This is a genomic window from Cupriavidus cauae, assembly GCF_008632125.1.
Classification (GTDB): domain Bacteria; phylum Pseudomonadota; class Gammaproteobacteria; order Burkholderiales; family Burkholderiaceae; genus Cupriavidus; species Cupriavidus cauae.
The window spans coordinates 129,185-155,057 of record NZ_VWRN01000027.1 but is presented as its reverse complement, the minus strand read 5'-3'; the positions used below and the strand labels follow the sequence as shown (position 1 = coordinate 155,057).

The following is a 25,873-nucleotide window of genomic DNA, read 5'->3' as shown; positions in this document are numbered from 1 at the left end:
GCCTGCGCATGCGCCGTCCCGCCGTCCGTTCCGCCGCCTGTTTCGTCGCCACTTCCGTCGATCCTTCGATCGAGGCCGTCGTTGCGTCCGCCGATGCGCCCGCCATTGCGCCGGCCATTGCGCCCGCAATTGCGCCGGCCGGCGCGCCCGGCCGCCGTGCCGGGACCCGGGTAGTGGGCCTCGCCGCGCTGGTGATGTCGACCGCGCTGCTCGCCGCCTGCGGGGGCGATGACGACCATGACGACGGCCCGCGGCGTTCGGTGGGCGCGGTCCGGCTGATCGGCGAGCAGACGCTGCCCAACGACCTGCAGGTCGGCGGCACCACGGTGGGCGGCCTGTCCGGCATCGACTACGATCCGGCGGCCAATCTCTGGTATCTGGTCTCGGACGACCGCTCGGACAAGCAGCCGGCGCGCTTCTATACGGCGCGGATCAGCTATGACTCGGCTCGCCTGCAGCCGGTGCAGATCGCCAGCGTCGTGACGCTGCGCCAGGCCGACGGCAGCGCCTACCCCAACCGCACGGCGGGCGGCGTCGTGCCCGATCCCGAGGCGATCCGCTTCGATCCGTCCACCGGCGGCCTGTGGTGGACCAGCGAGGGCGATCGCGTGCTCGGCCTCGATCCCTTCGTCGCGCGGGCCCGCACGGACGGCACGCTGAGCGGGACGCTGCCGCTGCCGGCGGCGTTCCAAATGTCGCCCACGCAGGAAACCGGCTCGCGCAACAACGCGACGTTCGAGGGACTGTCGCTGTCGGCCGACGGCAAGTCGCTGTGGGTCAGCATGGAAGGGCCGCTGTACCAGGACGGGCCGCTGCCGACGCCGTCGTCCGGCTCGGTCTCCCGCCTGCTGCGCTACGACCGCAACGGCAATGTGCTGGCGCAGTTTGTCTATCCACTCGACGCAATCCCGGCCGCGCCAGCCCCGGGGCGCAGCGCCGACAACGGCGTGACCGAGATCCTGGCGATCGACGACAACCGGCTGCTGACGCTGGAGCGCGCCGGCGTGCAGGGCGCCGATGGCAACTTCACTACCTATGTGCGGCTGTACCAGATCGATATCCGCGGCGCGACGGACGTGCGCAGCCTGGACCGGCTCGCCGGCGCCAGCTACGTGCCGGTGCGGAAACGGCTGGTGCAGAACCTGAACGCGCTGGGGCTGAAGACCGTCGACAACATCGAGGGCATGGCCTGGGGGCCGAAGCTGGCCAATGGCCGCGACAGCCTGGTGCTGGTGTCGGACAACAACTTCAACGCGACGCAGATCACGCAGGTGCTGGCGTTCGAGGTGGTGCCGGAGTAGAAGAGGGGGCCGGCGCTGGCGGCGTTCCTCGGCTTCCGTCAGCCGCCGTCAGCCGCCGTCAGCCACCGTCAGCCACCGTCAGCCACCGTCAGCCACGTCAGCCGCCGTCAGCGCCCGTAGCCGTATCCGTCGTAGCCGCGGCCGTCGTATGGCTGGTCCGGATAGCCCTGCTGGTAGGCCGGCGGATAACCGCGGCGGTCCTCGCCGTATTGCCGCTGCCGCGCCGGCCCGTCGGCCCGGATGCGGGCGGCACGGATCGGCCCGGCCGCTTCCAGCGGCCCGTTGACGATCAGGTCGCCCTGCACGCGCAGGGGGCCATGCACGGTCAGCGGGCCGTTGAAGGTGCGCTGCGGCGCCCCCCGCATCGACGGGCCGTCGTCCGTCTCGAACCATTGCCCGGTGACCGGCCCGCGTACCCGCACGCGGCCATCGACCTCGACCGGGCCCTGCACCGTCACCGGCCCGTTGACGACCAGCGTGCCGGCCACCGTCATCGGGCCCGATTCGACAGGCTGCGCCTGTGCCTGGCCTGCCAGCATCGTCACGCCGCACATGGCCATGGCGGCCAGCCCTCGGCGCAGGGCAAAAATTCCTGCATTCACACCGTTCTCCCCATGATTCGGTAGCCTCCGTTGTACCGCGTGGCGAGGCGCCCTGGGGCCGCCGTTTCCCTTTGTTGCCAACGACTTACGGCGGTTACACCCGGTAACGGCGGGGCAGTGTTGCGTGGCTGTTGCCAGGTCGTCAGTCCTAAGTCTTATATAAGATATAAGACGTTTGACCGAGGACCGGCGTTGAGCGTACAATCGCGATCACAACGGTGTTGTTTAACCCCTATTCCTCTATCACCCCGCAGGCTCCCATGCTCGAAAACTATCGCGCCCATGTCGCCGAACGCGCCGCGCTTGGCATTCCTCCGCTGCCGCTGTCCGCGCAGCAGACCGCCGAACTGATCGAACTGCTGAAGAATCCGCCCGCCGGCGAAGAGCAGACCCTGCTGGACCTGATCACCTACCGCGTGCCCGCCGGCGTCGATGACGCCGCCAAGGTCAAGGCCTCGTACCTGGCCGCCGTCGCCCTCGGCAAGGAAACCTGCGCGCTGATCAGCCGCGCCCGTGCCACCGAACTGCTCGGCACGATGCTCGGCGGCTATAACATCTCGCCGCTGATCGAGCTGCTGGACGACGCCGAAGTCGGCACCGTCGCCGCCGACGCGCTGAAGAAGACCCTGCTGATGTTCGACGCCTTCCACGACGTCAAGGAAAAGGCCGACAAGGGCAACGCCAATGCGCGCGCCGTGCTGCAAAGCTGGGCCGACGCCGAATGGTTCACCAGCCGTCCGGAAGTCCCGCAAAGCCTGACCGTGACCGTCTTCAAGGTCCCGGGCGAAACCAATACCGACGACCTGTCGCCGGCGCCGGACGCCACCACCCGCCCCGACATCCCGCTGCACGCGCTGGCGATGCTGAAGAACAAGCGCGAGGGCGCCGCGTTCCAGCCCGAGGAAGACGGCAAGCGCGGCCCGGTCAAGTTCATCGAAGCGCTGAAGGAAAAGGGCCACCTGGTCGCCTACGTCGGAGACGTGGTCGGTACCGGCTCGAGCCGCAAGTCCGCCACCAACTCGGTGCTGTGGTTCACCGGCGAAGACATCCCGTTCGTGCCGAACAAGCGCTTCGGCGGCGTGTGCCTGGGCGGCAAGATCGCCCCGATCTTCTACAACACGATGGAAGACGCCGGCGCGCTGCCGATCGAGCTCGACGTGTCGAAGATGGAAATGGGCGACGTGGTCGAGCTGCGTCCCTATGAGGGCAAGGCGCTGAAGAACGGCGAAGTCATCGCCGAATTCCAGGTCAAGTCCGACGTGCTGTTCGACGAAGTGCGCGCCGGCGGCCGCATTCCGCTGATCATCGGCCGCGGCCTGACCGCCAAGGCGCGCGAAGCGCTGGGCCTGGCGCCGTCGACGCTGTTCCGCCTGCCGCAGAACCCGGCCGACACCGGCAAGGGTTACACGCTGGCGCAGAAGATGGTCGGCCGCGCCTGCGGCCTGCCGGAAGGCAAGGGCATCCGCCCGGGCACCTACTGCGAACCGAAGATGACCTCGGTGGGCTCGCAGGACACCACCGGCCCGATGACCCGCGACGAACTGAAGGACCTGGCCTGCCTGGGCTTCTCGGCCGACCTGGTGATGCAGTCGTTCTGCCACACCGCCGCCTATCCGAAGCCGGTCGACGTCAAGACGCACCACACGCTGCCGCAATTCATCAGCACCCGCGGCGGCATCTCGCTGCGCCCGGGCGACGGCGTCATCCACTCGTGGCTGAACCGCATGCTGCTGCCCGACACCGTCGGCACCGGCGGTGACTCGCACACCCGCTTCCCGATCGGCATCAGCTTCCCGGCCGGCTCGGGCCTGGTGGCCTTTGCCGCCGCCACCGGCGTGATGCCGCTGGACATGCCGGAATCGGTGCTGGTCCGCTTCAAGGGCAAGATGCAGCCGGGCGTCACGCTGCGTGACCTGGTCAATGCGATCCCGCTGTATGCGATCAAGCAGGGTCTGCTGACCGTTGCCAAGCAGGGCAAGAAGAACATCTTCTCCGGCCGCATCCTGGAAATCGAAGGCCTGCCCGACCTGAAGGTCGAGCAAGCGTTCGAACTGTCCGACGCCTCGGCCGAGCGCTCGGCCGCCGGCTGCACGGTGCGCCTGAACAAGGAACCGATCATCGAATACATCAACAGCAACATCACGCTGCTGAAGTGGATGATCGCCGAGGGCTACCAGGACGCCCGCAGCCTGTCGCGCCGCATCAAGGCGATGGAAGCGTGGCTGGCCGATCCGAAGCTGCTCGAGCCCGACGCCGACGCCGAGTACGCCGCCGTGATCGAGATCGACCTGGCCGACGTGCACGAGCCGATCGTCGCCTGCCCGAACGACCCGGACGACGTGAAGACGCTGTCCGACGTCGCCGGCGCCAAGATCGACGAAGTGTTCATCGGCAGCTGCATGACCAACATCGGCCACTTCCGCGCCGCGTCGAAGCTGCTGGAAGGCAAGCGCGACATCCCGGTCAAGCTGTGGGTCGCGCCGCCGACCAAGATGGACCAGAAGCAGCTGACCGAGGAAGGCCACTACGGCGTGTTCGGCACCGCCGGCGCGCGGACCGAAATGCCGGGCTGCTCGCTGTGCATGGGCAACCAGGCACAGGTGCGCGAAGGCGCGACGGTGATGTCGACCTCGACCCGCAACTTCCCGAACCGCCTGGGCAAGAACACCAACGTGTATCTGGGCTCCGCGGAACTGGCCGCCATCTGCTCGCGCCTCGGCCGCATTCCGACCAAGGAAGAGTACATGGCCGACATGGGCGTGCTGAACGCCAATGGCGACAAGATCTACCGCTACATGAACTTCGATCAGATCGAGGACTTCAAGGGGGTGGCGGATACGGTGACGGTTTGATGGCAGGGATTTGATCTGGTCTTTGGGGTTTGGGTTGGCGATTGTCCCGAGCCCCAGGGACTGAGCTGAACTGCTTTTGCATTTGTTGCTGTTGGAAAGCCTCGGAGGCGAAAGTCTCCGGGGCTTTTTGTTTTGGCGCGACTTGTTGGAGGGCGATTCTGTTGCCGCGTCCTCCCGAGCGGGGTCTTGTGTCGGCTTGACCGTCATCGGTTTACAAACAATAATGAAATCACCATAGTTGTAAACTAGCCTGCCCGGGAGGTGCGATGATTGGAAACCGACTGAAGAGGGCACGTGAGGCGCTCGGCCTTTCCTTGCGCGACCTCGAAGCGACCATCGAGGGCCTGGTGTCTGCACAAGCCATCGGCAAATACGAGCGAGACGAGATGATGCCGAGTTCCACCGTACTTCTTGCCATGGCGAAGGCGCTGCGCGTCTCCCCCGAATTCCTGCTCAGCGAACGGAAGATCGAGCTGACCGGCGTCGACTTTCGCAAGGCGCCCCATACGGCTGCGAGGGAGGAGCGCGCGGTCGAGGCGGCGGTACTGGATCACGTCGAGCGCTATCTCGAGCTGGAAGAACTGCTGGCGGCGGAGGACGGCGCCTGGTCTCCGCCACGCGGCGCCGCGTTCGCCATCGGTGATATCGAAGATGCCGAACCTGCCGCGGACACGCTGCGGCGCCTCTGGTCGCTGGGGACTGACCCGATCCCGGCAATGACCGAATTGCTCGAAGACATGGGCATCAAGGTGATCGCGCTCGATCTGCCAGAGTGTTTCTCGGGCTCCAAGGCGTTCGTCCAGCAAAGCGGGCAGCGCGATGTCCCCGTGATCGTCATCAACAAGAATCACAACGGCGAGCGTCAACGCTTCACGCTGGCGCACGAGCTTGGGCATCTGGTGCTCTGCTTCGCGGAGTTGAGCGACGCGGAGCAGGAAAAGGCGGCGGACCGCTTTGCCGGCGCCTTGCTGATGCCGAAGGAAATGATGACTCGGCTATTGGGCAGCCATCGCACGTCCATTTCGATCGGCGAACTGGTGGAGCTGAAGAAGATTTTCCAGGTCAGCGTTGCGTCGCTGGCAGTACGGTGCTCGCAGCTTGGCGTGATATCGAAGGCCGCCTACGGCCGCCTGTGGGGACAAATTCGGGGAATGGGCTGGAACAGCCCCGGATCCAATGAACCTCACAAGCTTCCGGCCGAAGTGCCGCAACGCATGGAACGCATGTGCCTGCGAGCCGTCGCAGAGCAGGCCATTTCGGAAGCGAAAGGCGCTGAGCTGCTCAGTATCAGCGTCCGCGAACTGGATCGCCGCTTGATGGGGCACGTCCACTGATTCGCCATGATCATCCTCGTTTCGGATACGTCTGTTCTGATCGATTTGGAACGAGGGGGATTGCTCGAAGCCTCGTTTTCGTGCGGCTTGACGATGATCGTGCCCGATCTGCTCTACGAGCGGGAGCTCGAAGCGGAAAACGGGCCGCTCTTGAGGAAGCTGGGGCTTGGAGTGGTGGCCCTCACGCCCGATGAAGTGGCATTCGCCCAGCGAGTGAGAACCGAACGGCGAAAGTTGTCACTGCCGGATTGCTTTGCGCTCAGTTGCGCCACACGGCCGAACCACGTTCTTGTCACGGGAGACGGGGAGTTGCGAGCCGAAGCTATATCCAGGCTGGGAAAGGTGTATGGGCTGCTTTGGCTGCTCGATCAAATGGCGTCTTCAGGGGTGTTGTCGAGTTCTCAGCTTCACGAAGGATTGTCTCGGATAGCTGCGCATCCGCGGTGTCGGTTGCCGCAAGGTGAGGTGAGGATTCGACTGAGCGCTTGGGCGCCGGCGTAGTTCGGTCGATGTAAAGCTGAGATGACAGCTCTGGTCAGCCTGACAGCGAGACAGGTACCCAACGATGGAGGGGTACGGAAATAGCGGACTGTGGTCGATAGCCAGAAGCGTTCCCGTTGCGCATGCGACGCCATCACGTCGGTATCGGTCGGCGCACAGCGACCCGCGAACGTATTTGCCGCGTTTATTCTCGTCCTGGCCTTCTGCCACTACCGCTTCCCAGATTCATAAAATGAAGATAAATCACAGCATTATCACTATCCTTGCCGTCTCTACCCTGGCGTTGACCGGCTGCGCGTCCGTCGACATGGCGAGCAAGGAGCAGTCCGACCAGGCCAAGCAGTTCAGCGCCCCCAGCGCAGGCAACTCTGGACTCTATGTCTACCGCAATAGCTTCGTCGGCAAGTCGCTGAAGAAGGACATTTGGGTGGACGGCAAGTGCCTGGGCGAAAGCGCATCGGACGTGTTCTTCTACACGCAGGTCGAAGGCGGCAAGAAGCACAAGATCGAAACGGAGTCGGAGTTTTCGCCGAACGCCCTGGAAGTGGCCATGGAAGCCGGCAAGAACTACTTTGTCCGCCAGTTCATCAAGCTCGGCGCTTTTGTTGGCGGGGCCGATCTGGAGCTGATTCCCGAAGAGCAAGGCAAGGCCGACGTGGCCAAGCTCGAATTGGCAAAGTCGGGCACCTGCAGCCAGTAAGACGTCTGATTTGGCGGTCGGTCACGCGCCGTGAGCGTATTGTCCGACCGCGCTTCCCCCGGCAATCCCCGGACGCCCCTCGTTACGCGACCTCTTCGCACGGTGCAACGAAGGCCGCACACCTACGGCGGTTGGGTGCAAATATTCCACGCCGAAAATACAATCCATACGCCTTCTCAAAAGGCGAACAAATACAAAACGAACAAAAGCAGACCTCGGGGGGTCATCCATGCGTGTTCTTGTTCCATTGCTGTTGGCCACGGCTTTGGGCTTTGCCGGTTGCGCGCAAACGCCTGAAGAACAGTTGGCACCGCGCTCGTCCACGGTGCGCCTGTGCGACGGGAATGCCTGCACCGAACAGGATCGACGCGTAACAACAGCGCAACTCGCGTCGAACGAAGCCGATCCGCGTATGCAGGCATTGGCCAACGTGGCCGAGAAGAATCCGGACGCGGCCTACGACCTGGGCCTGCGCCTTCTGCGCGGCGACGGCGTGAAGCGCGACAGCTATCAGGCCCTGGAATGGCTGCGCAAGGCCGGCGACAACGGTCATACGCAGGCGCAACTGGCGCTTGGCCGAATTTATCTGATGGGCTTTGAGGAAATGGGTTCGGACCCTGCCGAAGCCGAGGCTTGGCTGATGCGAGCCGCAGCCAAGGGCAGCAAGGAAGCCAAAGAGTTGATTCCGCAGGCTCAGGCTGCCAAGAAAGACGAACAAAGCGCGTACCGAGTCCGCGAGGCTTATCGCACCTCCTGGATTGCCTGGTACAGCAGCTATCCGTATTACTGGGTATGGGGCCCTTCCGGCTGGTATCACCGCTAAGCCTTCCCACCCGGATTTTTTCGTCAATTTCCTCGACAGGAACGCCCTATCATGCCCAAGAGTATTTCCTTGCGCGCGGCCGCATTGGCCGCGTCTCTGGTTCTCGCTGGCTGCGCCACGGCCGGCGGCGGTCTGATCAGCACCGGCACCGCGCCCACCGCTGCCACCGGCGCCGCGGGTGGCGCCACCAGCGTGAATGCCAATGCTTCCCTGGAGCGTTGCGACGCGCCGCTGGGCACGCTGGCGGTGGACGACGGCCGGGGCAAGGAGTGGTACGCGAGCTTTGGCGCGGCCACCAAGGTCACCAGCATCGAGCCGCTGATCCGTCTGGCCGTGCAGCAGTCGAACTGCTTCGTGATCACGTCGATCGGCAACAATCGCACCGAAAGCAAGCTGTCGAACATCACCGACAAGCAGCGCAATTCCGGTGAATTCCGCGCAGGCTCGCGCCAGCAGAAGGGCCAGCGCGTAGCGGCCGACTACTACATGGAGCCGGCCATCATCATCGACAACGACTCCACCGGCCAGCTGGCTGCCGGTGTTGGCGGCCTGTTCGGCAGCGTCGGCGCGCTTGTGGGCGGTGCCATGCAAAGCAAGGCATCGGTCGTGACGCTGACCATGTTCGACATCCGTTCGGGCGTGCAGGTCTCCATCTCGGAAGGCAATTCGACGGCGACGAACTTTGGCGCCGCCCTGGGCGCGTTCGGCGGCAATACGGCCGGCGGCCTGGGTGGTTTCTCTCGCACGCCGGAAGGCAAGGCCACCGTCGCGGCATTCATGGACGCGTACAACAACATGGTGATCTCGCTGCGCAACTACAAGGCGCAGGAGGTCAAGGGCGGACTGGGACGAGGCGGGCGGCTGAAGGTCGGCTCGTAAATTCCTTCGACGATCGCCCGCGTTTGCCGTCATCTGCCGCTCGCCAGAAGCCGGTGGATGCATGGAGCGCGGGGGGATCGGTTCCGCATTACCGCGTAGGGGACCTTTGTCCCGCGAGAGCCCGCAAGACCTTACGCGACCGCGATACAACCCGGCCACCGGGAAGTATGCGAAGAAGGCGATCATCGCCGCGCCCCGGCAGGCCTCATGGCCTTGTCGGGGCGTTTTTCGTTTGGGCCAGGAAGCACGGCGGCCCCTGCTGATGGTTGAGGCAGAGGGCCCGGGCGTGATGCCGCCCGACAGCAAATAGCCAGCCCCGCCAGCCAGCCGGCGACCACCGGAACGGCGGCACCCTGAATTTTTGGGCCCTTGTCCGAGCCCTCGCCCCATCGCTCGCTGTCTTCTCGAGATTCCGCGGGTATCTCCACGCGCGCACAAAGGCGAGCCAAATATTTGGCACCCGACGCGCTTCGCCATCGGGCGAGGGAATTGGCGCCGCGCGGACAACATGCTGTTTCTACACGCGCGCCTAGTGCCTACAAACAATGGTGGCTAGGATTCAACGCAACCCGTCAAGTACCAATACATCGATCCATTGCGATGGCGGTGGGTGCGATGCCCATCCGTTTTCCTGATTCGCTCACTCCGCCAATCGTTCGTCCAGTGAAAGACGGGGGACCTTCGCTCGGAGCTTTATCCGTTCATTTTGTTCGCACGACCTGACAAGAGTCTTGATGCCATGAAACCTGCATCTACATCGCCGTCCGTCTCTGAGGGAATCACCCGCCGCCAACTGCTCTCGCTCGGAACGAGTGCCGCGGTAGCTGCGTCCTTGCCCTTCACGGCCACGGCTGCTTCGACGACGTCCACCGCGCAGAAGACCGCGGCAACCTCACAGGGGAATTTCGCCATGAACTATGTCACTACCAAGGACGGTGTCCAGATCTTCTTCAAGGACTGGGGTCCTGCCGATGCGACGCCGATCGTCTTCTCTCATGGATGGCCGCTGAGCTCCGACGATTGGGACGCTCAGATGATGTTCTTCCTTGCCAAGGGCTATCGCGTCATTGCCCATGATCGGCGCGGCCATGGCCGCTCGTCGCAGGTTTGGCAAGGACACGATATGGACCACTACGCCGACGACCTGGCAGCGGTGGTAAGCCATCTTGATCTCAAGGGCGCCATCCACGTGGGTCACTCCACTGGCGGTGGCGAAGTCGTGCGCTACCTGGCGCGGCACGGCGAGAAGCGGGCCTCGAAGGCTTGCCTGATTGCCGCGGTTCCGCCGCTGATGGTCAAGACGTCATCCCATCCGGGCGGCCTGCCGAAGGAGGTGTTTGACGGCCTGCAATTGCAGACGGCCACCAATCGGGCACAGTTTTTCCGGGATCTTCCCGCGGGGCCGTTCTATGGTTTCAACCGGCCGGGCGCAAAGCCTCAGGACGGCCTTATCCAGAACTGGTGGCGACAAGCCATGATGGGCAGCGCGAAGGCGCATTACGACGGCATCGTGGCGTTCTCGCAGACCGACTTTACCGAGGATCTGAAGAAGATCAATTTACCCGTGCTGGTGATGCACGGCGATGACGATCAGATTGTGCCCTACTCGGAATCGGGCCCCTTGTCGGCCAAGCTCTTGAAGAAAGGCATCCTGAAGACGTACAAAGGCTTCCCGCACGGAATGCCGACGACGCACGCGGAGGTCATCAACGCGGATCTCCTGGAGTTCCTCAAGGCCTGATCGGCGGAAGCCGCAGACAACTGCCGGGTCCGCTTCGAAGCGGACCGGCAGTCGTTGCCCCCTGGCCGATGCCGGAGCGCGATCGAGGGTATCGGTACATTGCCACCCCCATCAGCACTCGCATCGGCTCACGCTCGCATCGCGCGCGCGCCTTCGGTCTGGCCGGCAAGCTCCGCCGCGACAAAGTCCACCAGTACGCTTGCGCGCGCCGGGATCCGTCGACCGAATCCGTGCAGCACCTGCAGCGGTACCGCGCGTAGCGCCAACGCTGGCACTACACGCTGCAGCCGGCCGGCATCGAGGTCAGCCTGCACGGCGACGTGCAGCAGCTGCGCGATACCCAAGCCGCTGAGCGCTGCCGTGCGCATCGCGGCCCCATTGTCGGCATCGAAGGATCCCTTCGTCTGCAGCCGCGTGCCGTCGGCAAGCGTGACCGGCATGACTTGTCCGGCCAGTCGATAACGGACATGGCGATGGTGCAGCAGGTCCGCCGCCGTGCGAGGCTCCCCGCAACGTTCCAGGTACGCCGGCGAGGCCACGAGCACCACAGGAAGGGTTGTCAGGTGCCGTGCATGCAGGCCGCTGTCAGGTGCGTGACCGGCGCGGAAGGCCAGGTCGAACCCCTCGCGGATCAGATCGGCGTGCTGGTCGCTGAAGCTGACGTCCAGGGACAGGCGCGGATGGCGCGGCATCAATTTCGACGCGATCGCGGCCAGCAATGTGGCGCCCAGATCGGCCGGCATGCTGATGCGAAGATGACCTGCCGCCGCCATCTCCGACGGCGCGATCAACCCCTCGCTTGCTTCCTCGAGTCCTCGTACCAGCGGCGCGACGCGTCGGTAGAAGACGGTCCCTTCGTCGGTCAGTGCGAAGGCGCGGGTAGATCGGTGAAAGAGCTTCACGCCCAATCGGGCTTCAAGTCGCGACACGCTCTTCGAAATGGCCGAGGGCGTAGTGCCGAGGAGCCTGGCGGCCCTGGTGAACGAACCCGTTTCTACCGCACGGACAAAGGCTGAAAGGCCATGGAGGCGTTCTATCGACATGGAAGACAATTTGGCACAAGTCATGCGCCCAATGCAGGGCTGCTCGCCTTGCGACGGATCCTCTAGATTTTCATTCTCATCAAACAGGAATGTCGAGGTACACGATGGGCAAGCTTGAAGGAACGGTCGCGGTGATTACGGGCGGCAACAGCGGTATCGGATTGGCGATGGCAAGGCGGTTCGTCAACGAGGGGGCCCAGGTGCTCATCGTCGGCCGGCGCGCGGACGCCGTTGATGCGACGGTTGCCGAACTGGGGCCGCGCGCGAGTGGCCTGACAGGCGATATCGCCGATCTGTCCACGCATGATCGCGTGTCGGCAGAGGTCGTCAAGCGGTTTGGCGGGGCCGACATCTACGTGGCCAACGCGGGCATGAACCAGATCAGGCCGTCCGCCCAGGTTGACATCGACGAATACGACGCCCAGTTCGCCACCAATACGCGAGCTGTGTTCTTCGGCGTGCAGAAGATCGTGCCGGTGTTGCGCGACGGTGGCTCCGTTCTCCTTGTCAGTTCGATTGCCAGTGCCAAGGTGCTCGATGGACACGCCGTCTATGCAGGTTCCAAGGCGGCAATTGAGGCGTTTGCGCAGGGCTGGGCGCTCGAGTTCAAGGCGCGCGGCATTCGGGTGAACGTCATCAGCCCAGGTCCCGTCGATACGTCGATTCTGTCCAAGCTGGGCGTTGCCGACGGTGACCGGCCAGCTTTCGAGGCAGCCTTGGCAGGTGCCATTCCGCTTGGTCGCCTTGGGCGTGCCGAGGAAATTGCTTCGGCGGCACTGATGCTGACCAGTGAGGAAGGCAGCTTCATCACCGGCGTGAACCTGCGCGTCGATGGTGGGATCGCGCTGACCTGATATTGCTGACGGCAAACCGCCTCGCTGTTGGGGCCGGCTGGCAGCGCTGCCGTGATTGGAAAGAAAGGCGCCGCGGGTCTTTTGAACCCTCGGCGCTTTTCTCGCGATCATCGTCGCAATCGACTCGATGACGGTTTGTCGTCGAGTATCGATCAGTAATCCCACTGCACCGGAACGAAGCGGAAACTCCCGCCGTTCTTTGCGACGTGACCGATGGACGGGAAGGCGACATGCGCCGCGGCCAGTAGAGCGCCGGTCTCGGCGGCTTCGTTAAGCAGCGCGATACGCACGTCCACAGCGACTTCCGGCTCGTGCTCGAAGCCATTCTGCCAAGCGGGATTGTCGAAGCCGACTTCGAAGATGGCATCGCCCACGAAGGTCAGCTTCTCGCCCTTCGATGCAACATCCACGACGCAGTGCCCCGGGGTGTGTCCACCCGTTACACGCGCCGACACGCCCGCTGCGACTTCGACGGTCTGATCGAACAGCACGAGGTTCTTGCTGTAGAGCTCGACGAACTTGGCGGCCGCCTTGCGCAAGGCGGGAGGAACCGCTTCCGGCATGACCGTCTGGCTGAAGTCCGGATTCTTCCAGAATTCGACTTCCGCGGCCGCTACGTGAATGCGTACGTCCGGCCGCAGGCGGGCCTTGACGCCATCCACGTTCAGGCCACCGACATGATCCATGTGCATGTGGGTGATGACGATATCGGTGATGGCAGCCAGATCAATACCGGCCGATTCCAGCCGCATCACCGACCGACCGGCGCGCGAGAAGTATTCGAATCCGTCACCGACGCCCGAATCGATCAGGATCAGGCGTTCGCCGCTACGCACGAGCGCGATATTCAGCGCCCAGTCGAACATGTCACGTTGCAGGAAGCGGCTATCGAACCATTCGTTGCGGTCCCATTGGCTCACGTTGGTCGACATGGTACTGGTCGGAAGCGGCAGAATGCCATCGCTGATCAGCACGACGTCGACGTCACCGATGCGCACGGCGTAGCGGGAGGGAACGAGTTCGCCGGAACCTGCGTTGCCAAGGTGGACGGTAACCGGCTGCACATTGCGGATTGTTTCGCTCATTTTCTGGAGTCCTGTCAATTGAGTGGGTAAGCCGCACGATGCGGCAGGCGAGGTCCGTTTCGCTGCGCGGACATCTTCCTCGACCGTCGCACGGGTTGTGCAACGATCGTTGCCACCGAGTGTAGGCAGGAGGGGCGATTGGCAGTAGAGTCGCGGCGGCCTTCAGTATGTTGACCGAACGGCAACAATCTCCGACGGGCGACAACACGCGCGATCCGTCGTCTTGCTGGAGGATAGGGACGAAAAATCGAAGCGCTTGGTGGGGCTGTCGCTCAGACCAGGCGCACGGCGCATCGCGTGCGATGTTATGATCGAAGCTGGATTCGACGACGGCTTGAACAGGAAATAAAACTGCAGAAGCAGCGTTCCGGGGCCGTGCTTCTCACAATCAATAGCGTCAGGCCATGGCCTGGAAGTACTCAAATGATGGATTGGTTCCCTATCGTCTTTATCGCGTTCAAGGTCCTCGTGTTGGGCACGGGCATGTTCTTCGCCATCAAGTGGCATTACGATAAAGGCAGGAAGAAATGATCAAACCAGCGGACGCTCGCTGCTGATGGGCCGATTTGCGGGAAGTGCCCGGCTGGATTGAGAGTCGGCGAGATGCGAGCGAGAACGTGGCCCTACGCATCGCCCTCGGCCACCAGTCTTTCGATGTATTCCTCCAGCCCCGTCCCACCCCTCATCGGTTCCGCTGACAAATCGAACCGACTGTCCAGACTGACCGCGGTCATCCGCGCATAGGAATCGGCAGCGGCATCCGAGAACCCCAGCCCCACAAACGTCTCCTTCCACTTCTCCCGCGGCACGACTTCGACCTGAACGGGCCGCCGAAGTGCCTGCGAGAAGGCCATCGCAACCTCTTCGGATGAATACCGCCGTGGCCCTTCCACATGGCGGACGCCAACATCGTCGAGCGGGGACATCAGCCTGGCTGCTGCCGCTTCCCCCAAATCGCGTGGCGCCACCATGGGGATTGGTAGATCGGCAGGAAACATCGTCGGCAGCTTGCCCGTGCTGCGTATCGTATCGAGCAGCCAATCCCAATTGCTCATGTAGTAAGCGGCGCGATTGATCGCCGCAGGAATCGGTTGGCGGCGCAGTCCTTCTTCGAGCTCCCACAGCACGCTCAAATCGCCGATGCGCTCGCCGGGCCGGGCGCCGCCTGTGGATTCGGCGACGACCTTCTCCAGGCCCGAGCCCTGAAGCGCGGCAAGGATGTTGGCCACCGTGTGCCGCTCGATCGCATCGGTGTCCTTGCTGGTATCGGCGGGCGGATTGAGCAGGAACGCTCGGCGTCCCCGCTGAAACGCGGCCCGCAGTGACGCCACGTCTTCCACGTCCGCCTCGACGACCGCGGCGCCCTTGTCGCGCCATTTCGCGGCGCGGGCGGCCGAACGGGTCACGATGGTGACCGCCTGGCCGCGGGCGAGCAGCGCATCCGCTGTCGCCGATCCAACATGTCCGGTACCGCCCATGATGACGTACATGTGCTTGCCTCCCGCGTCCCCTGAGCCGTTGTCGGGAATGGACGCATAAGTCATTGCTCATGTCGAAACCATATCAAAGACCGAAGCGGCGTTGGCAATTCCCCCTTGAAATGGCCGAACTGGCGACGATTACTGCCCCGCATCCCTCGGCACCGCTGTCCACATGACGATCCCGGCCGCCACCAGCAATCCCGCCAACAGATACAGCGCGTTATCCATGCTGCCGGTCTGAACCTTGACCTGCCCGATCACCCACGGGCTGACGATCCCGCTGGTAATGCCGACACTGCTGATGAACGCGAGTCCGGTTGCAGCGGTATGCCCGGGCAAATAGCTGCGTGGCAGCGACCAGAAGATCGGCAGCGCCGCAAAGATCAGCACCGCCGCCACAGACAGGATCGCCAGCATCGCGCCGAAATGCGGCAGTCGCAGGGTCAGCAGTGCGAGCGCCAGGGCACCGCCGCAGCAGCACAGCAGGAAATGCTTGTGCCGCTCGCCGGTGCGGTCCGAATGCCGCGCGATCAGGATAAGACCGACGGCGCCCACGGCATTCGGAATGACGCTATACAAGCTGATCGACACGACATCGGTAATGCCGAAATCGCGAATCATCAGCGGCATCCAGAAATTCAGCGTCAGCGAGCCGCAGGTCAGCGCGAAATAGATAAACGCGAACACATACAGCCTGGGGTTGCGCAGCGCCTCGCGCAGGGCGCCGAGCGTATGGGCCGCGTGGCTGCCTTGCTCGCCTTCCAGTTGCCGTGCCAGCAGCGCCTTCTCGCGAGCGGTCAGCCATTTGGCGTCGGCGGGGCTGTCAACCAGATACCAGGCGGCGATCAAGCCGAGCAGCACGGCGGGCGCGCCTTCGATGGCGAACATCCATTGCCAGCCGAACAGCCCCATCACGCCGGCCATATCGCGCATGATCCAGCCGGAGACCAAGCCGCCCAATACGCCGGCAATCGCGACACCCGCGAAGAAGATGGCCATCACGGCCGCGCGCCGATGCGCGGGGAACCAGTAGGTCATGTACAGCACGATGCCGGGGAAAAAGCCGGCCTCAAATACGCCGAGCAGAAAACGCAGCGTGTAGAACTGCGCCGGCGTGGAGACGAAGGCCATTCCCACCGAGACGGCGCCCCACAGCAGCATGATCCGCGTGAAAGTCCGCCGAGCGCCGAAGCGGGCGAGCAGCATATTGCTTGGCACTTCGCACAGTACATAGCCGACATAGAACACCGCGGCGCCGAGTCCGTACATTGCATCGCTGAAGCCGAGGTCCTGCTTCATCTGCAATTGCGCGAAGCCGATATTGACGCGGTCAAGGAAGGAAATGACGTAGCAGGCGAACAGGAAGGGGACGATGCGCAGCCAGATCTTCTGGTGCAGGGCGTCTTCTTCGTGTGCGAGGGCGAGCGGGGGCGTCGCGGTGCCCGCGTGGAGTTGGGACATGCTTTGTCTCCGTAAAGCAGGAAGGAGGAAAAAGAGGGGCGGATCGCGCCGCCCTTAACGGGCCGGTGTCTTGCGCACCGTGGGCCCGGAGTGGATTCCGTCGTGTATCAACCGTTGGCGCGAGCGCGCCCTGTCGTTCGTCGAATATGTTGTCGCGTATCTCGTCGCGTATCCCGTCGAATCAGGCCGCGGCCGTTTCGGCCTCGCGCGCCAGTTGCAGCGCCGACAGCAGCGTTTCGTGGTCGCCGATATGGTTGGCCAGCAGCAGGATCAGGCGGGCGTTGGCCGCCTGGCTTTGCGCATCGTCCAGATCGCGGTGCATGTCGATCAAGGCTTCGTAGAAGTCGTCGGGACGGGCGAGGTTGGGGGCGGTGATAAGGGGCATGGTGTCTCCGGGGAATGTCGTTGCCGCTTGCTGGGGATCACGCCGCGAGCGCTTCGGCGCAGGCCGGTGTTCCTCGCGCCGCCGGCGCAGTCTCCGCCAGACGCTTGCCTTGAGCCCGAGCCATCGCCTCCATCACCCGTTCCGCATCCACCGCACGCCAGCGTGCGCAGACATGCTGGTCCGGACGAATCAGATACGCGGTACCCGGCACCGCGTCGTAGCGTTGCGCCACGATGCCGTCGCGATCCCTGACCACAGCAATGTCCGATGTCCGGGCAGCGCGGTGACCGTCCGGCGCGACGAACAGCATCCGTGGTGCACCGGCTTGACGGCGGAGCGCGGCGATCTGCCTGGCGGCCTCCGCATCGAGATCGTTGGGATGGCCGTAGACCAGCAAGCTGAATCCGCCATGCAGCTGCGACAGCAGCCAATCCTCGGCGCCATCGACCTCGACCGGCGCATCGGCACACGGTGCCCCAGGAATCATGGCGCCAGCGAAGGCATCGGTGTCGGCCGTATTCAACGGGGACGAGGCCAGCACGCTCGGCACCGACAGGCGCCCGCTATTGACCAGCGTCCGCGCAAACGGATGCTTCGCCGCCAGCGTCAGCACCGCGTCGCGAAACACACGGCTTACCTGGCTCTTCGGCGTGATGAAGTCCGTGGAGCGAGTCGAATTGCGGATGTTCTCGTCCGCCGCGTATTCGCGCTCGCTGGCATAGGTGTCGAGCAGCGCGTCCGGTGCCTCGCCGCGCAGCACGTGGGCCAGTTTCCAGGCCAGATTGTCCGCATCCTGTACGCCGCTATTGGCGCCGCGCGCGCCGAAGGGCGACACGCCATGCGCCGAGTCGCCGGCGAACAGCACGTTGCCATGCCGGAAGCTGTCCATGCGCAGGCACGAGAACGTGTACACGCTGACCCATTCGAGCTCGAATTTCGCATCCGGGCCGAGCAGGGCCTGCACGCGAGGAATGACGCGCTCCGGCGATTTCTCCAGCACCGGGTCCGCGTCCCAGCCCAGCTGGAAATCGATACGCCAGACGTTGTCGGGCTGCCGATGCAGCAGCACCGATTGATTCGGATGGAAGGGCGGATCGAACCAGAACCAGCGCTCGCTTGGAAAGCCGGCTTCCATCCGGATATCCGCGATCAGGAAGCGGTCCTTGAAGGTGCGGCCCTTGCTGTCCAGGCCCAGCAGATTGCGCATCGGGCTGCGCGAGCCGTCGGCGGCAACGACATAACGAGCCCGCACCGGATATGTGCCATCGGGCGTTTCCACGGTCAGCGTGACGGTGGCATCCGCGCCGCCCTCATCGCGGCGCTCGATGCCGACCACCTTGTTCTTCCAGCGGATCTGCAGATTCGGCAGTTCGAGCGCGCGCTCGAGCAGGAAGCCTTCGACGTAATACTGCTGCAGGTTGATGAAGGCCGGCCGGCGATGTCCGCTTTCGGGAAGAAGATCGAATGCATAGACCATCTGGTCGCGCAGGAACACTTTGCCGAGATTCCAGCGCACGCCCTTGTCCACCATGCGATCGCCGCAGCCAAGTCGATCGAAGATCTCCAGCGTGCGCTTGGCAAAACAGATCGCGCGCGAGCCGGTCGACAGTGTGCAATCGTCGTCCAGCAGTACGACCTCGATGCCTTGCTGGGCCAGGTCGATCGCGGTGGCCAGGCCTACCGGGCCGGCACCGACGACCACGATCGGATGCATCGCGTTGGTAGCCGATTGCTCCGCGCACGGCCGGTATTCAAAGGTCAATCGTTGATAGTCGACCGCCATCTTGTTGTCTCCTTCCACCATCCTGGATGCCGATATCGATGCCGATACCGATGCCGATACCGCCGCGTCAGTCCTGCAACGCGGCCCACATTTCCTTGTCGCGCTCGGCGGTCCAGATGCGCGGATGCGTGATGCCGGACGCCTCGTCATAGGCGCGCGTCACGTCGAAGGGCAGGCAGTGCTCGTAGATGAAGACGTGGCCGAACTTCGGGTCCATGCTCTTGCGGGTATGCGCCATCGCGGCCTTCAGATCCATCTTCTGAGCGACCGCTTCCTGGCCGGCGCGGTACAGCGTGCTGACGAAGTCCTTGGTGTAGGCGATGCCCTCGCGGACCTGCTGCGGCGTGGTCAAGGCCGGACCGCGCCCCGGGACGAGCTTCTCGGCGCCCAGCGCCTGCAGCGCGTCCAGCGTCGCCGGCCATTGGGCCAGCTGCGCGTCGCCGCAATAGCAAGCTGCCTCGTACTCGACCAGATCGCCGGAGAACAGCACCTTCTGCGACGGCAGCCAGACCACGGTGTCTCCCTTGGTGTGGCCCGAGCCGAGATGCGCGATGCGGACTTCCAGCTTGCCGAGGAACAGCGTGATTTCCTTGTCGAACACCAGCGTCGGCCAGGTCAGGCCCGGCACGGTCTCGACGCCGGCGAACAGGCGCGGGAACCGCTCGATCTCCGACTTCATGTCGGCCTCGCCACGCTCGACGATCATTTCGTAGGTGCCGCGGCTGGCGATGATCTGCTGCGCGCCCTCGGCGAAATACGCCGAGGCGCCCAGCACGCGGACCGCGTGGTAGTGCGACAGCACGACGTACTTGATCGGCTTGTCGGTGACCGTGCGGATCCTGGCGATCAGGTCCTGCGCCATCGCGGGCGTCGCGGTGGTGTCCACGATCAGCACGCCGTCGTCGCCGATGATCACGCCCGAGTTCGGGTCGCCTTCGGCCGTGTAGGCGTAGGCGTTCTCGGACAGCTGGGTGAAGGTGACCTTTTTGGCTTCCAGGTCGGCTTGCGATGCGAATGCTTTGGCCATGCTTGCCTCGTCGTGGGTGACGGGGCGCGGCAGCGGGCGGCATTGCGCAGCGGCAATGCACAGGTACTGTCTCGCCCCTTCGTTATTGGATTGGCCGCGCGCGAGAGGGCATGCGGCGTTGTCGGGGTAGACGGATGGTAGGAGGTCTCCGTGCGTTAGTCAATGGATAAGTTATTGGCTAAAACATAAAGAACGAACAACAGACCGGCGGGTGGCAAGCGCGGCGCCCATGCGGCGTTGGATTAATATCCAGCCTTTCGGAGGGCAACCATGAGCGAGGCAGGGCAGGCGGGACAGGAGAAGACGCAGCGCGGCGTGCAGAGCGTCGACGTGGCGGGTCGCTTCCTGCAGGCGCTGGCAGAGGCGGGCGCACCGCTATCTGCGGTCGAACTCGCCACGGGCGTGGGCATCGCCCCGGCTCAGGCCCATCCCTACCTCGTATCGCTGACGCGGCAGGGCTGGATCAAGCGCGACCATCTCGATGATCGCTTCGAACCCGGGCCGCTGGCGCTGCAACTGGCGCGGATGCGGCTGGAGCTGGATCCCGGCCTGCACGCCGCGGTGCCGCTGGTTGCCGCGCTGACCGCGCAAACGGGCTGCAGCGTGGCGGTCAGCGTGCCGGGCCCGCAGGGTCCTACCATCGTGCGCTACGAGCGCGGCAACGCGCCGCTGCACGTCAACCTGCATGTCGGCACCGTGATGTCGCTGGCCACTACTGCTACCGGCCGCATGTATTGCGCCTGCATGCCCGAGGCGCAATGGGTGCCGCTGTTCGACGCCCTGCCGGCGCGTCCCAAAAGCGCGGCGTTCCTTGCCGAACTGGACGAGGTGCGCAGCCGCGGCATCGCCCGCAGCATCGATATCCCGAGTCCCGGCGTCAGCAGCCTGTGCGTGCCGGTACGCGACGCCGCCGGCGCCCTCCGGCTGCTGCTTACCGCAATCGGCCCGACCGCAACCATCGACACGACCTGGCGAGGCGATCTTGCGCGCGCCCTGCAGGCAACCGCAGGGCAGATCGCCGATTCACTGCGCGTAGAGGGCTGAGCCATGACGAATGCCACTGGAACGACCGACGAGGCCACGGGCAAGCTGCAACGCGGCATTCAGGCGCTCGACGCCAGCGCGCAGCTGATCGGTGCGCTGCTGCGCGCTGGCGGTCCGCTCGCGCTGAGCGAACTGGCGCGCGGCGCGGGCATGGTGCCCGCCAAGGCCTTTCCGCACCTGGTCAGCCTGTTGCGAGCCGGCGTGCTCGAGCGCGATGCCGATGGCCGCTTTCTGCCGGGACCGCTGGCCCTGCAATTGGGACTGATCGCGTTGCAGCGCCTGTCGCCGGTGCGCGAGGCCGAGCCGGAAGTGCGCGGCCTTGCCGTGGATACCGGCCTCAGTGTCGCAATGGCCGTGCTCGGGCCGCTCGGACCGACGGTCGTGCGGCTCGAGGAATCGACGCGGCCGCAGCACGTCAGCCTGCGCGTCGGCACGGTGCTGTCGCTGGTGAATACCGCAATCGGCCGCGTGTTTGCCGCGCATCTGCCGGAAGATGTGCTCGGCGGAATGCTCCACCAGGAAGCGGTGCGGATGGCGGGCGCGTCGACGAAGGACATCGGGACCGGCAAGACCCCTTATGCCGCGAGGCTGGCCCGCATTCGCGCGCAAGGCGTCGACGATGCACTCGACAAACCGGTGCCCGGCATCCATACGTTGGCGGTGCCGGTGTTCGACCACACGGGTACCGTGGTGCTGGTGCTCGCGGCGATGGGGACGGCGGGGAGTTTCGATAGCGGGCACGACGGCAACGTCGCGCGCCGATTGGCCGGCGCAGCGCAACGCTTGTCGTGGCGATTTGGGCGGACGCAATCCGACGCACGGGGGTGAGATGACTGCCCAGCCTTGATTTCCATTGTTCGAACATGGTGTCAGGCCAACACTAGACTGTCAGGACAACAATCTTCAAGGAGACGACCCAATGTCACGCCCCATCCTGAACATCGCCGACGCCCAATACCTCGACTTCGCCGACCTGTCGCGCCAATACGGCTCCGAACTCCCCGCCGACCGCTACGGCGGCCGCATGGCGCCGATCGGGCGCATGCTCGGCGCGCAAAAGCTCGGCTACAACCTGACGGTGATCGAGCCCGGCAAGCGCGTGTTTCCTTTCCACAGCCACCGCGCCAACGAGGAGATGTTCTTTATCGTCGAAGGCAGCGGCGAAGTGCGCATCGGCGAGTCGCGCCATCCCGTTCGCGCCGGCGACGTGATCGCCTGTCCGGCGGGCGGTCCTGAAACCGCGCATCAGATCATCAATACCGGTACGCAGGAACTGAAAGTGCTGGCCGTCAGCACGATGACCGCGCCGGAGCTTTGCCACTATCCCGACTCGGGCAAGTTCGGCGTGCTCGATCACGGCAATGGGTTTGCCTATATCGGCCGCGCGGAGGGGAGCCTGGACTATTGGGAAGGCGAGTGAAGCACGGTTCGCCAGCCGCGACGCTGGCGAACCGCAGGGGCAGGAAGCGGTAGGCGGTGCGCTTATCCCGCCAGCTTGATCAGCGCCGGCACCGTCAGCACCGCCGTGTAATACCCCATGAACTGCACGCCGGTGTTGAAGCCCAGCACGCGCGACAGCAGGCCGCCGATCGAGCCGAGCGTGACGATCACCAGCAGGCCCAGCAGCTGACCTTCCCACACGCTGATCACCAGGATCAGCCCGACAAAGGTGGCGACGATGGCCTCGTGCGAAATGCGGCGCGATACGAACAGCGCGGCGCGGCGCGCGTAATTCATCGCAAACGGATACGACACGATCGCCGCCAGCAGCACCGCCAGCAGGCCGTAGCCGAGGAATTCCCAGTGGCTCAGCAGGTTGTGCAGGTTGTGGGTCTGGCCGTTGCCGGCATCGACGGTGAAGACCGGCGGGGCATTGAACAGCGGCGCGGCCGGACCGGCGGCCACCGGGCTCAGCGGCAGGCCGAAGGCGATCAGCGGAATCAGCGCCTCGGCGATATAGGTCGCCTCGGTGACGCCGTTGCGGGCGCTGAGCACCGTGGTCAGCCGGTGATAGGCGTGCTTGATGCGCGAGCCGACCAGTTCGCCCAGCACCACGGTCATCGCGACCGGGCTGAACACGAAGGTTGCGCTCGAGATCGCGGCCGTCGTCACGGTCCAGCGGGTCTGCGTGCCGTCCATCACCTTCAACGGATTGGGGAAATAGCCGCTCCATCCCTTCACGTCAGGTGCCAGCGTAAACGTGCGGGCTTCCTTGCGCTGCATGCGCGGACGGTCGACCGGCGACAGCGTCGAAAACAGGTCCGCGATCAGCGGGCCGATCGCGATGCCGAGGAAATAGCTGATGCTCAGCTTGACGCCGAATTTCGCGGTCAGGGTCTGCAGCGCGACGATCACCACCACGAAGGGCACCAGCGTCGCCACCGAGGCCCAGCGGCCCGGCGACGCGTAGGCGATCACCAGCGCGGCGGCCACGAAGATCCACGGCGCGGCCTTCGTGATCGTGGCGCCGAACGGGGCCAGCAGCACGGCGAACAGCACGGCCAGCGGCACCGCGCAGAACGCGGCGACGATGGCGCCGGAAATCATCTTGCGCAGCGCGATATGCGGCACGCCGAGATTGCGCAGATGATTGGCGTCCTGCATCAGCGGCGTGGCCATGGTATCGCCGGGAATGCCGAGCAACGCGGTCGGCACCGCGTGCGTCATGTGCTTGGCGACCGCGCCGGCCAGGAAGAAGGTGAACACGCCGGCGGGCGGCACGCCGAGCAGCACGACCAGCAACGTCAGCGGCGCGAGCGTGGTGGTCTCGTCGGTGCCCGACACCAGGCCGATCGCCGCGAAGACGATGGCGCCGGCCAGGCCCATGCCCAGCGCGACAAGGATCTGCGTCAGCAGAGGGGTGGATTCGATCATGATGCGCTCCAGGCGGTGGCGGGTCAGGCGGCGTTGGGGCGAGCAGGAGCGGCGGCCGCGTCCGCATCCGGTATCGCGACGTCGGCGTGGCCGGCGGCCATCGCACCGCGTTCGCGCGCGGCAAACAGCTCGTAGAGCTGGAGTTCGCGCAGTTCCTGCACCGTGGCGGCGGGGAGGTCGGCCATGGTTCCGAGTCCACCGGATTCCTCGGCAAGACGGTCGAGCGCCTGCTCGCGTGCGGCGGCCGCGGTTGCGCTGCTCGCATCGGTTCCGCTGTCCTCGGTGACCACGCGCTTGGGTTTGAAGAGGCAGGCGCAGATGAAGCCGGCCAGCACGCAGCCGGCCAGCCCGGCGAGCATCGCATAGGCGCGCGCGAGCTCCGGTGTGCGGACCAGTTCGGTCAGGATGCGGCTGGCGATCGCAAAGGCCGCGAGGCTCAGCGCGCCGCCGATGACGATGGCGCAGGCGAGATGGCGCGGATTGGCGGTATCGCCCCAGACTTCGACCAGCGGGCTGCCGGCGGCCTTGGGTTGTGGTTGCATGGTTGTCTCCTGTGTGGCGCCTCGCTTGTCGGCGGGCGCTTTTTCTTGGTGTGGCGAGCGGGGGTGGTCGGCAGGTCGCTGCCCCCTCCCTTAACCCCTTGCCCGCTCGCGGGAGAGAGGCCGGGGAGAGAGAAGTCTCCCGCCGCCGGGGGGCGCCTCTATCCCTGCCGCAGCTGCGCCAGCAGTTCGATTGCACGGTCGGTGCGCACGTCCTTTTCCTCGGCCATCCGGCGCGCCACCTGTTCGACCTCCTGGCCGACGGCGCCGGCGACCAGCGCGATATTGCGGGCGTGCAGCGCCATATGGCCGCGCTGGATGCCTTCGGTGGCGAGCGCGCGCAGGGCGCCGAGATTCTGCGCCAGTCCGACTGCGGCGGCGATTTCGCCGAGTTCCTGCGCGCTTTGCACGCCCAGGATCTTCAGCGCGAGCCGCGCCAGCGGATGGGTCTTGGTGGCGCCGCCCACCAGCCCCACCGGCATCGGCAATTCGATGGTGCCGACCAGCGCGCCGGTGGCGTCCTTCTCCCAATGCGTCAGCGACGTGTAGCGGCCCGCGCGGCAGGCATAGGCATGCGCGCCGGCCTCGACCGCGCGCCAGTCGTTGCCGGTCGCGACGATGACCGGATCGATGCCGTTCATGATGCCCTTGTTGTGTGTCGCCGCGCGGTACGGGTCGATTGCCGCGAAGGTGTAGGCGTCGAGCACGCCTTCGATGATGGCCTCGCCGCTGCGCTCGCCGGTGGCCAGCGCTTCGGGCGTCAGCCGCACGCGTGCGCGCGCAAGGCGCAGGTCGGCGAGGTTCGACAGGATGCGCAGCCGGACCGGCGCGCCGGTGATGCGCTCGACCACCGGCGATACCGCCTCGGCCATCGTATTGACGGTATTGGCGCCCATCGCGTCGCGCACGTCGACGATCAGGTGCATCACCACCATCGCGCCGCGCGGCGTGTCGGGAAACACATGGACCTCGATGTCGCGGCAGCCGCCACCGAGTCCGATCAGCACCTTGTCCCGCGCGTTGGCAACGGCGAGGATCTCGTCGCGATGGCGCAGCAGCGCCTGCCGCGCGCCATAGGGATCGGCGACGCCAACCACCTGCACCTGCGCCCGCATCAGCGGGCCGGAGCTCGAGGTCTCGAAGCCGCCGCAGCCGCGCGCGAGCTTGGCCATGTAGGAGGCCGCGGCAACGACGGACGGTTCCTCGACCGCCATCGGCACCAGCACGTCCTTGCCATTGATCTGGAAGTAGCCGGCCACGCCGAAGGGCAGTTCGAAGGTGCCGATCACGTTTTCGATCATGCCGTCGGCACGTGCCGCGCCCAGCGCGCCGGGCTCGGCCAGCCGTGCGTGCTCGTCGTCGTCCAGGCCGACCGCGTCCGCGATGGCGGCCAGGCGCTGGGCCGGCGTCATCTCGCGAAAGCGCGGCAGGCGGGAATCGACGGGTTTGCGGCGGGAGTCGGCCGCGGCGGTGGCATCGGAGGCAGCGGCGGCAGCGGCGGCATCGGACGAGGGGAGGGAGGCAAGCATCGAGGTCTCCGTTCTATGGTTCTCTGGTATGGAAT

At 65.0% G+C, this 25,873-nt stretch carries 23 protein-coding genes; 12 read left to right on the top strand and 11 right to left on the bottom strand.

Annotated elements, in window-relative coordinates:
• Positions 1-8: 8 nt before the first annotated feature.
• Positions 9-1,301, top strand: coding sequence for an esterase-like activity of phytase family protein (locus tag F1599_RS09685; RefSeq protein WP_223819549.1), 1,293 nt, complete (start codon positions 9-11; stop codon positions 1,299-1,301).
• A gap of 107 nt (positions 1,302-1,408) precedes the next feature.
• On the opposite strand, the gene F1599_RS09680 is transcribed toward F1599_RS09685, so the two are convergent.
• Positions 1,409-1,903, bottom strand: coding sequence for a hypothetical protein (locus tag F1599_RS09680; protein ID WP_150082892.1), 495 nt, complete (start codon positions 1,901-1,903; stop codon positions 1,409-1,411).
• Between the two features lie 260 nt (positions 1,904-2,163).
• On the opposite strand from F1599_RS09680, the gene acnB reads away from it, so the two are divergent.
• From acnB to F1599_RS09645, 7 genes are all read left to right on the top strand, one after another.
• Positions 2,164-4,755, top strand: a complete 2,592-nt coding sequence (gene acnB / locus F1599_RS09675) for a bifunctional aconitate hydratase 2/2-methylisocitrate dehydratase (protein ID WP_149316420.1) — start codon at positions 2,164-2,166, stop codon at positions 4,753-4,755.
• A 266-nt stretch (positions 4,756-5,021) separates the two neighbouring features.
• Complete coding sequence (locus tag F1599_RS09670; protein ID WP_149316419.1) at positions 5,022-6,089, top strand: XRE family transcriptional regulator; 1,068 nt, start codon at positions 5,022-5,024, stop codon at positions 6,087-6,089.
• 6 nt (positions 6,090-6,095) lie between these two features.
• On the top strand, positions 6,096-6,590 hold the full coding sequence (locus F1599_RS09665) for a PIN domain-containing protein (protein WP_150082891.1): 495 nt from the start codon (positions 6,096-6,098) through the stop codon (positions 6,588-6,590).
• Positions 6,591-6,822: 232 nt separating this feature from the next.
• Complete coding sequence (locus tag F1599_RS09660) at positions 6,823-7,290, top strand: DUF2846 domain-containing protein (protein ID WP_149316417.1); 468 nt, start codon at positions 6,823-6,825, stop codon at positions 7,288-7,290.
• Between the two features lie 229 nt (positions 7,291-7,519).
• Positions 7,520-8,113 carry a tetratricopeptide repeat protein gene (locus F1599_RS09655; RefSeq protein ID WP_150082890.1) on the top strand — a complete coding sequence of 198 codons (594 nt, stop codon included), beginning with the start codon at positions 7,520-7,522 and terminating at the stop codon, positions 8,111-8,113.
• Positions 8,114-8,164: 51 nt separating this feature from the next.
• Positions 8,165-8,992: a hypothetical protein gene (locus tag F1599_RS09650; RefSeq protein WP_150082889.1), complete on the top strand. Its 828-nt coding sequence runs from the start codon at positions 8,165-8,167 to the stop codon at positions 8,990-8,992.
• Between the two features lie 910 nt (positions 8,993-9,902).
• A complete protein-coding gene (locus tag F1599_RS09645; protein WP_150082920.1) occupies positions 9,903-10,733 on the top strand; it encodes an alpha/beta fold hydrolase in 831 nt (276 codons plus the stop codon).
• A 128-nt stretch (positions 10,734-10,861) separates the two neighbouring features.
• Here F1599_RS09645 and F1599_RS09640 read toward each other — a convergent pair whose 3' ends face one another.
• Positions 10,862-11,776, bottom strand: coding sequence for a LysR family transcriptional regulator (locus F1599_RS09640; protein WP_150082888.1), 915 nt, complete (start codon positions 11,774-11,776; stop codon positions 10,862-10,864).
• A gap of 104 nt (positions 11,777-11,880) precedes the next feature.
• Between F1599_RS09640 and F1599_RS09635 the strand changes: the two genes are divergently transcribed.
• Positions 11,881-12,630: an SDR family NAD(P)-dependent oxidoreductase gene (locus F1599_RS09635; RefSeq protein ID WP_150082887.1), complete on the top strand. Its 750-nt coding sequence runs from the start codon at positions 11,881-11,883 to the stop codon at positions 12,628-12,630.
• 152 nt (positions 12,631-12,782) lie between these two features.
• Here F1599_RS09635 and F1599_RS09630 read toward each other — a convergent pair whose 3' ends face one another.
• The 6 genes from F1599_RS09630 to F1599_RS09605 form a co-directional block, all read right to left on the bottom strand.
• A complete protein-coding gene (locus F1599_RS09630; RefSeq protein WP_150082886.1) occupies positions 12,783-13,715 on the bottom strand; it encodes an MBL fold metallo-hydrolase in 933 nt (310 codons plus the stop codon).
• Between the two features lie 623 nt (positions 13,716-14,338).
• Positions 14,339-15,205: an NmrA family NAD(P)-binding protein gene (locus F1599_RS09625; protein WP_150082885.1), complete on the bottom strand. Its 867-nt coding sequence runs from the start codon at positions 15,203-15,205 to the stop codon at positions 14,339-14,341.
• Between the two features lie 129 nt (positions 15,206-15,334).
• Entirely contained in the window at positions 15,335-16,657 is a 1,323-nt protein-coding gene (locus F1599_RS09620) for an MFS transporter (RefSeq protein WP_150082884.1), read from the bottom strand.
• A 181-nt stretch (positions 16,658-16,838) separates the two neighbouring features.
• Positions 16,839-17,042, bottom strand: a complete 204-nt coding sequence (locus F1599_RS09615; protein WP_150082883.1) for a DUF2783 domain-containing protein — start codon at positions 17,040-17,042, stop codon at positions 16,839-16,841.
• Between the two features lie 37 nt (positions 17,043-17,079).
• Positions 17,080-18,825, bottom strand: coding sequence for an FAD-dependent oxidoreductase (locus F1599_RS09610; RefSeq protein WP_150082882.1), 1,746 nt, complete (start codon positions 18,823-18,825; stop codon positions 17,080-17,082).
• A gap of 67 nt (positions 18,826-18,892) precedes the next feature.
• Positions 18,893-19,852 (bottom strand): MBL fold metallo-hydrolase, encoded by a 960-nt coding sequence (locus tag F1599_RS09605; protein WP_150082881.1) that lies wholly within the window; start codon positions 19,850-19,852, stop codon positions 18,893-18,895.
• A 270-nt stretch (positions 19,853-20,122) separates the two neighbouring features.
• On the opposite strand from F1599_RS09605, the gene F1599_RS09600 reads away from it, so the two are divergent.
• From F1599_RS09600 to F1599_RS09590, 3 genes are all read left to right on the top strand, one after another.
• Positions 20,123-20,896 carry an IclR family transcriptional regulator gene (locus F1599_RS09600; RefSeq protein ID WP_150082880.1) on the top strand — a complete coding sequence of 258 codons (774 nt, stop codon included), beginning with the start codon at positions 20,123-20,125 and terminating at the stop codon, positions 20,894-20,896.
• A gap of 3 nt (positions 20,897-20,899) precedes the next feature.
• Positions 20,900-21,724, top strand: a complete 825-nt coding sequence (locus F1599_RS09595; protein WP_150082879.1) for an IclR family transcriptional regulator — start codon at positions 20,900-20,902, stop codon at positions 21,722-21,724.
• A gap of 91 nt (positions 21,725-21,815) precedes the next feature.
• On the top strand, positions 21,816-22,316 hold the full coding sequence (locus tag F1599_RS09590; RefSeq protein ID WP_149316404.1) for a cupin domain-containing protein: 501 nt from the start codon (positions 21,816-21,818) through the stop codon (positions 22,314-22,316).
• 62 nt (positions 22,317-22,378) lie between these two features.
• Here F1599_RS09590 and F1599_RS09585 read toward each other — a convergent pair whose 3' ends face one another.
• From F1599_RS09585 to F1599_RS09575, 3 genes are all read right to left on the bottom strand, one after another.
• On the bottom strand, positions 22,379-23,770 hold the full coding sequence (locus F1599_RS09585; protein ID WP_150082878.1) for a tripartite tricarboxylate transporter permease: 1,392 nt from the start codon (positions 23,768-23,770) through the stop codon (positions 22,379-22,381).
• Between the two features lie 23 nt (positions 23,771-23,793).
• On the bottom strand, positions 23,794-24,312 hold the full coding sequence (locus F1599_RS09580) for a hypothetical protein (protein WP_150082877.1): 519 nt from the start codon (positions 24,310-24,312) through the stop codon (positions 23,794-23,796).
• A gap of 158 nt (positions 24,313-24,470) precedes the next feature.
• Positions 24,471-25,838, bottom strand: coding sequence for a hydroxymethylglutaryl-CoA reductase, degradative (locus tag F1599_RS09575; protein ID WP_150082876.1), 1,368 nt, complete (start codon positions 25,836-25,838; stop codon positions 24,471-24,473).
• Positions 25,839-25,873 lie beyond the last annotated feature (35 nt).

Bases quoted from the DNA above. Each gene is read 5' to 3' on its own strand.
- F1599_RS09685 (WP_223819549.1), top strand. From the start codon at position 9: ATGCGCCGTCCCGCCGTCCGTTCCGCCGCCTGTTTCGTCGCCACTTCC.
- acnB (WP_149316420.1), top strand. From the start codon at position 2,164: ATGCTCGAAAACTATCGCGCCCATGTCGCCGAACGCGCCGCGCTTGGC.
- F1599_RS09670 (WP_149316419.1), top strand. From the start codon at position 5,022: ATGATTGGAAACCGACTGAAGAGGGCACGTGAGGCGCTCGGCCTTTCC.
- F1599_RS09665 (WP_150082891.1), top strand. From the start codon at position 6,096: ATGATCATCCTCGTTTCGGATACGTCTGTTCTGATCGATTTGGAACGA.
- F1599_RS09660 (WP_149316417.1), top strand. From the start codon at position 6,823: ATGAAGATAAATCACAGCATTATCACTATCCTTGCCGTCTCTACCCTG.
- F1599_RS09655 (WP_150082890.1), top strand. From the start codon at position 7,520: ATGCGTGTTCTTGTTCCATTGCTGTTGGCCACGGCTTTGGGCTTTGCC.
- F1599_RS09650 (WP_150082889.1), top strand. From the start codon at position 8,165: ATGCCCAAGAGTATTTCCTTGCGCGCGGCCGCATTGGCCGCGTCTCTG.
- F1599_RS09645 (WP_150082920.1), top strand. From the start codon at position 9,903: ATGAACTATGTCACTACCAAGGACGGTGTCCAGATCTTCTTCAAGGAC.
- F1599_RS09640 (WP_150082888.1), bottom strand. From the start codon at position 11,776: ATGTCGATAGAACGCCTCCATGGCCTTTCAGCCTTTGTCCGTGCGGTA.
- F1599_RS09635 (WP_150082887.1), top strand. From the start codon at position 11,881: ATGGGCAAGCTTGAAGGAACGGTCGCGGTGATTACGGGCGGCAACAGC.
- F1599_RS09630 (WP_150082886.1), bottom strand. From the start codon at position 13,715: ATGAGCGAAACAATCCGCAATGTGCAGCCGGTTACCGTCCACCTTGGC.
- F1599_RS09625 (WP_150082885.1), bottom strand. From the start codon at position 15,205: ATGTACGTCATCATGGGCGGTACCGGACATGTTGGATCGGCGACAGCG.
- F1599_RS09620 (WP_150082884.1), bottom strand. From the start codon at position 16,657: ATGTCCCAACTCCACGCGGGCACCGCGACGCCCCCGCTCGCCCTCGCA.
- F1599_RS09615 (WP_150082883.1), bottom strand. From the start codon at position 17,042: ATGCCCCTTATCACCGCCCCCAACCTCGCCCGTCCCGACGACTTCTAC.
- F1599_RS09610 (WP_150082882.1), bottom strand. From the start codon at position 18,825: ATGGCGGTCGACTATCAACGATTGACCTTTGAATACCGGCCGTGCGCG.
- F1599_RS09605 (WP_150082881.1), bottom strand. From the start codon at position 19,852: ATGGCCAAAGCATTCGCATCGCAAGCCGACCTGGAAGCCAAAAAGGTC.
- F1599_RS09600 (WP_150082880.1), top strand. From the start codon at position 20,123: ATGAGCGAGGCAGGGCAGGCGGGACAGGAGAAGACGCAGCGCGGCGTG.
- F1599_RS09595 (WP_150082879.1), top strand. From the start codon at position 20,900: ATGACGAATGCCACTGGAACGACCGACGAGGCCACGGGCAAGCTGCAA.
- F1599_RS09590 (WP_149316404.1), top strand. From the start codon at position 21,816: ATGTCACGCCCCATCCTGAACATCGCCGACGCCCAATACCTCGACTTC.
- F1599_RS09585 (WP_150082878.1), bottom strand. From the start codon at position 23,770: ATGATCGAATCCACCCCTCTGCTGACGCAGATCCTTGTCGCGCTGGGC.
- F1599_RS09580 (WP_150082877.1), bottom strand. From the start codon at position 24,312: ATGCAACCACAACCCAAGGCCGCCGGCAGCCCGCTGGTCGAAGTCTGG.
- F1599_RS09575 (WP_150082876.1), bottom strand. From the start codon at position 25,838: ATGCTTGCCTCCCTCCCCTCGTCCGATGCCGCCGCTGCCGCCGCTGCC.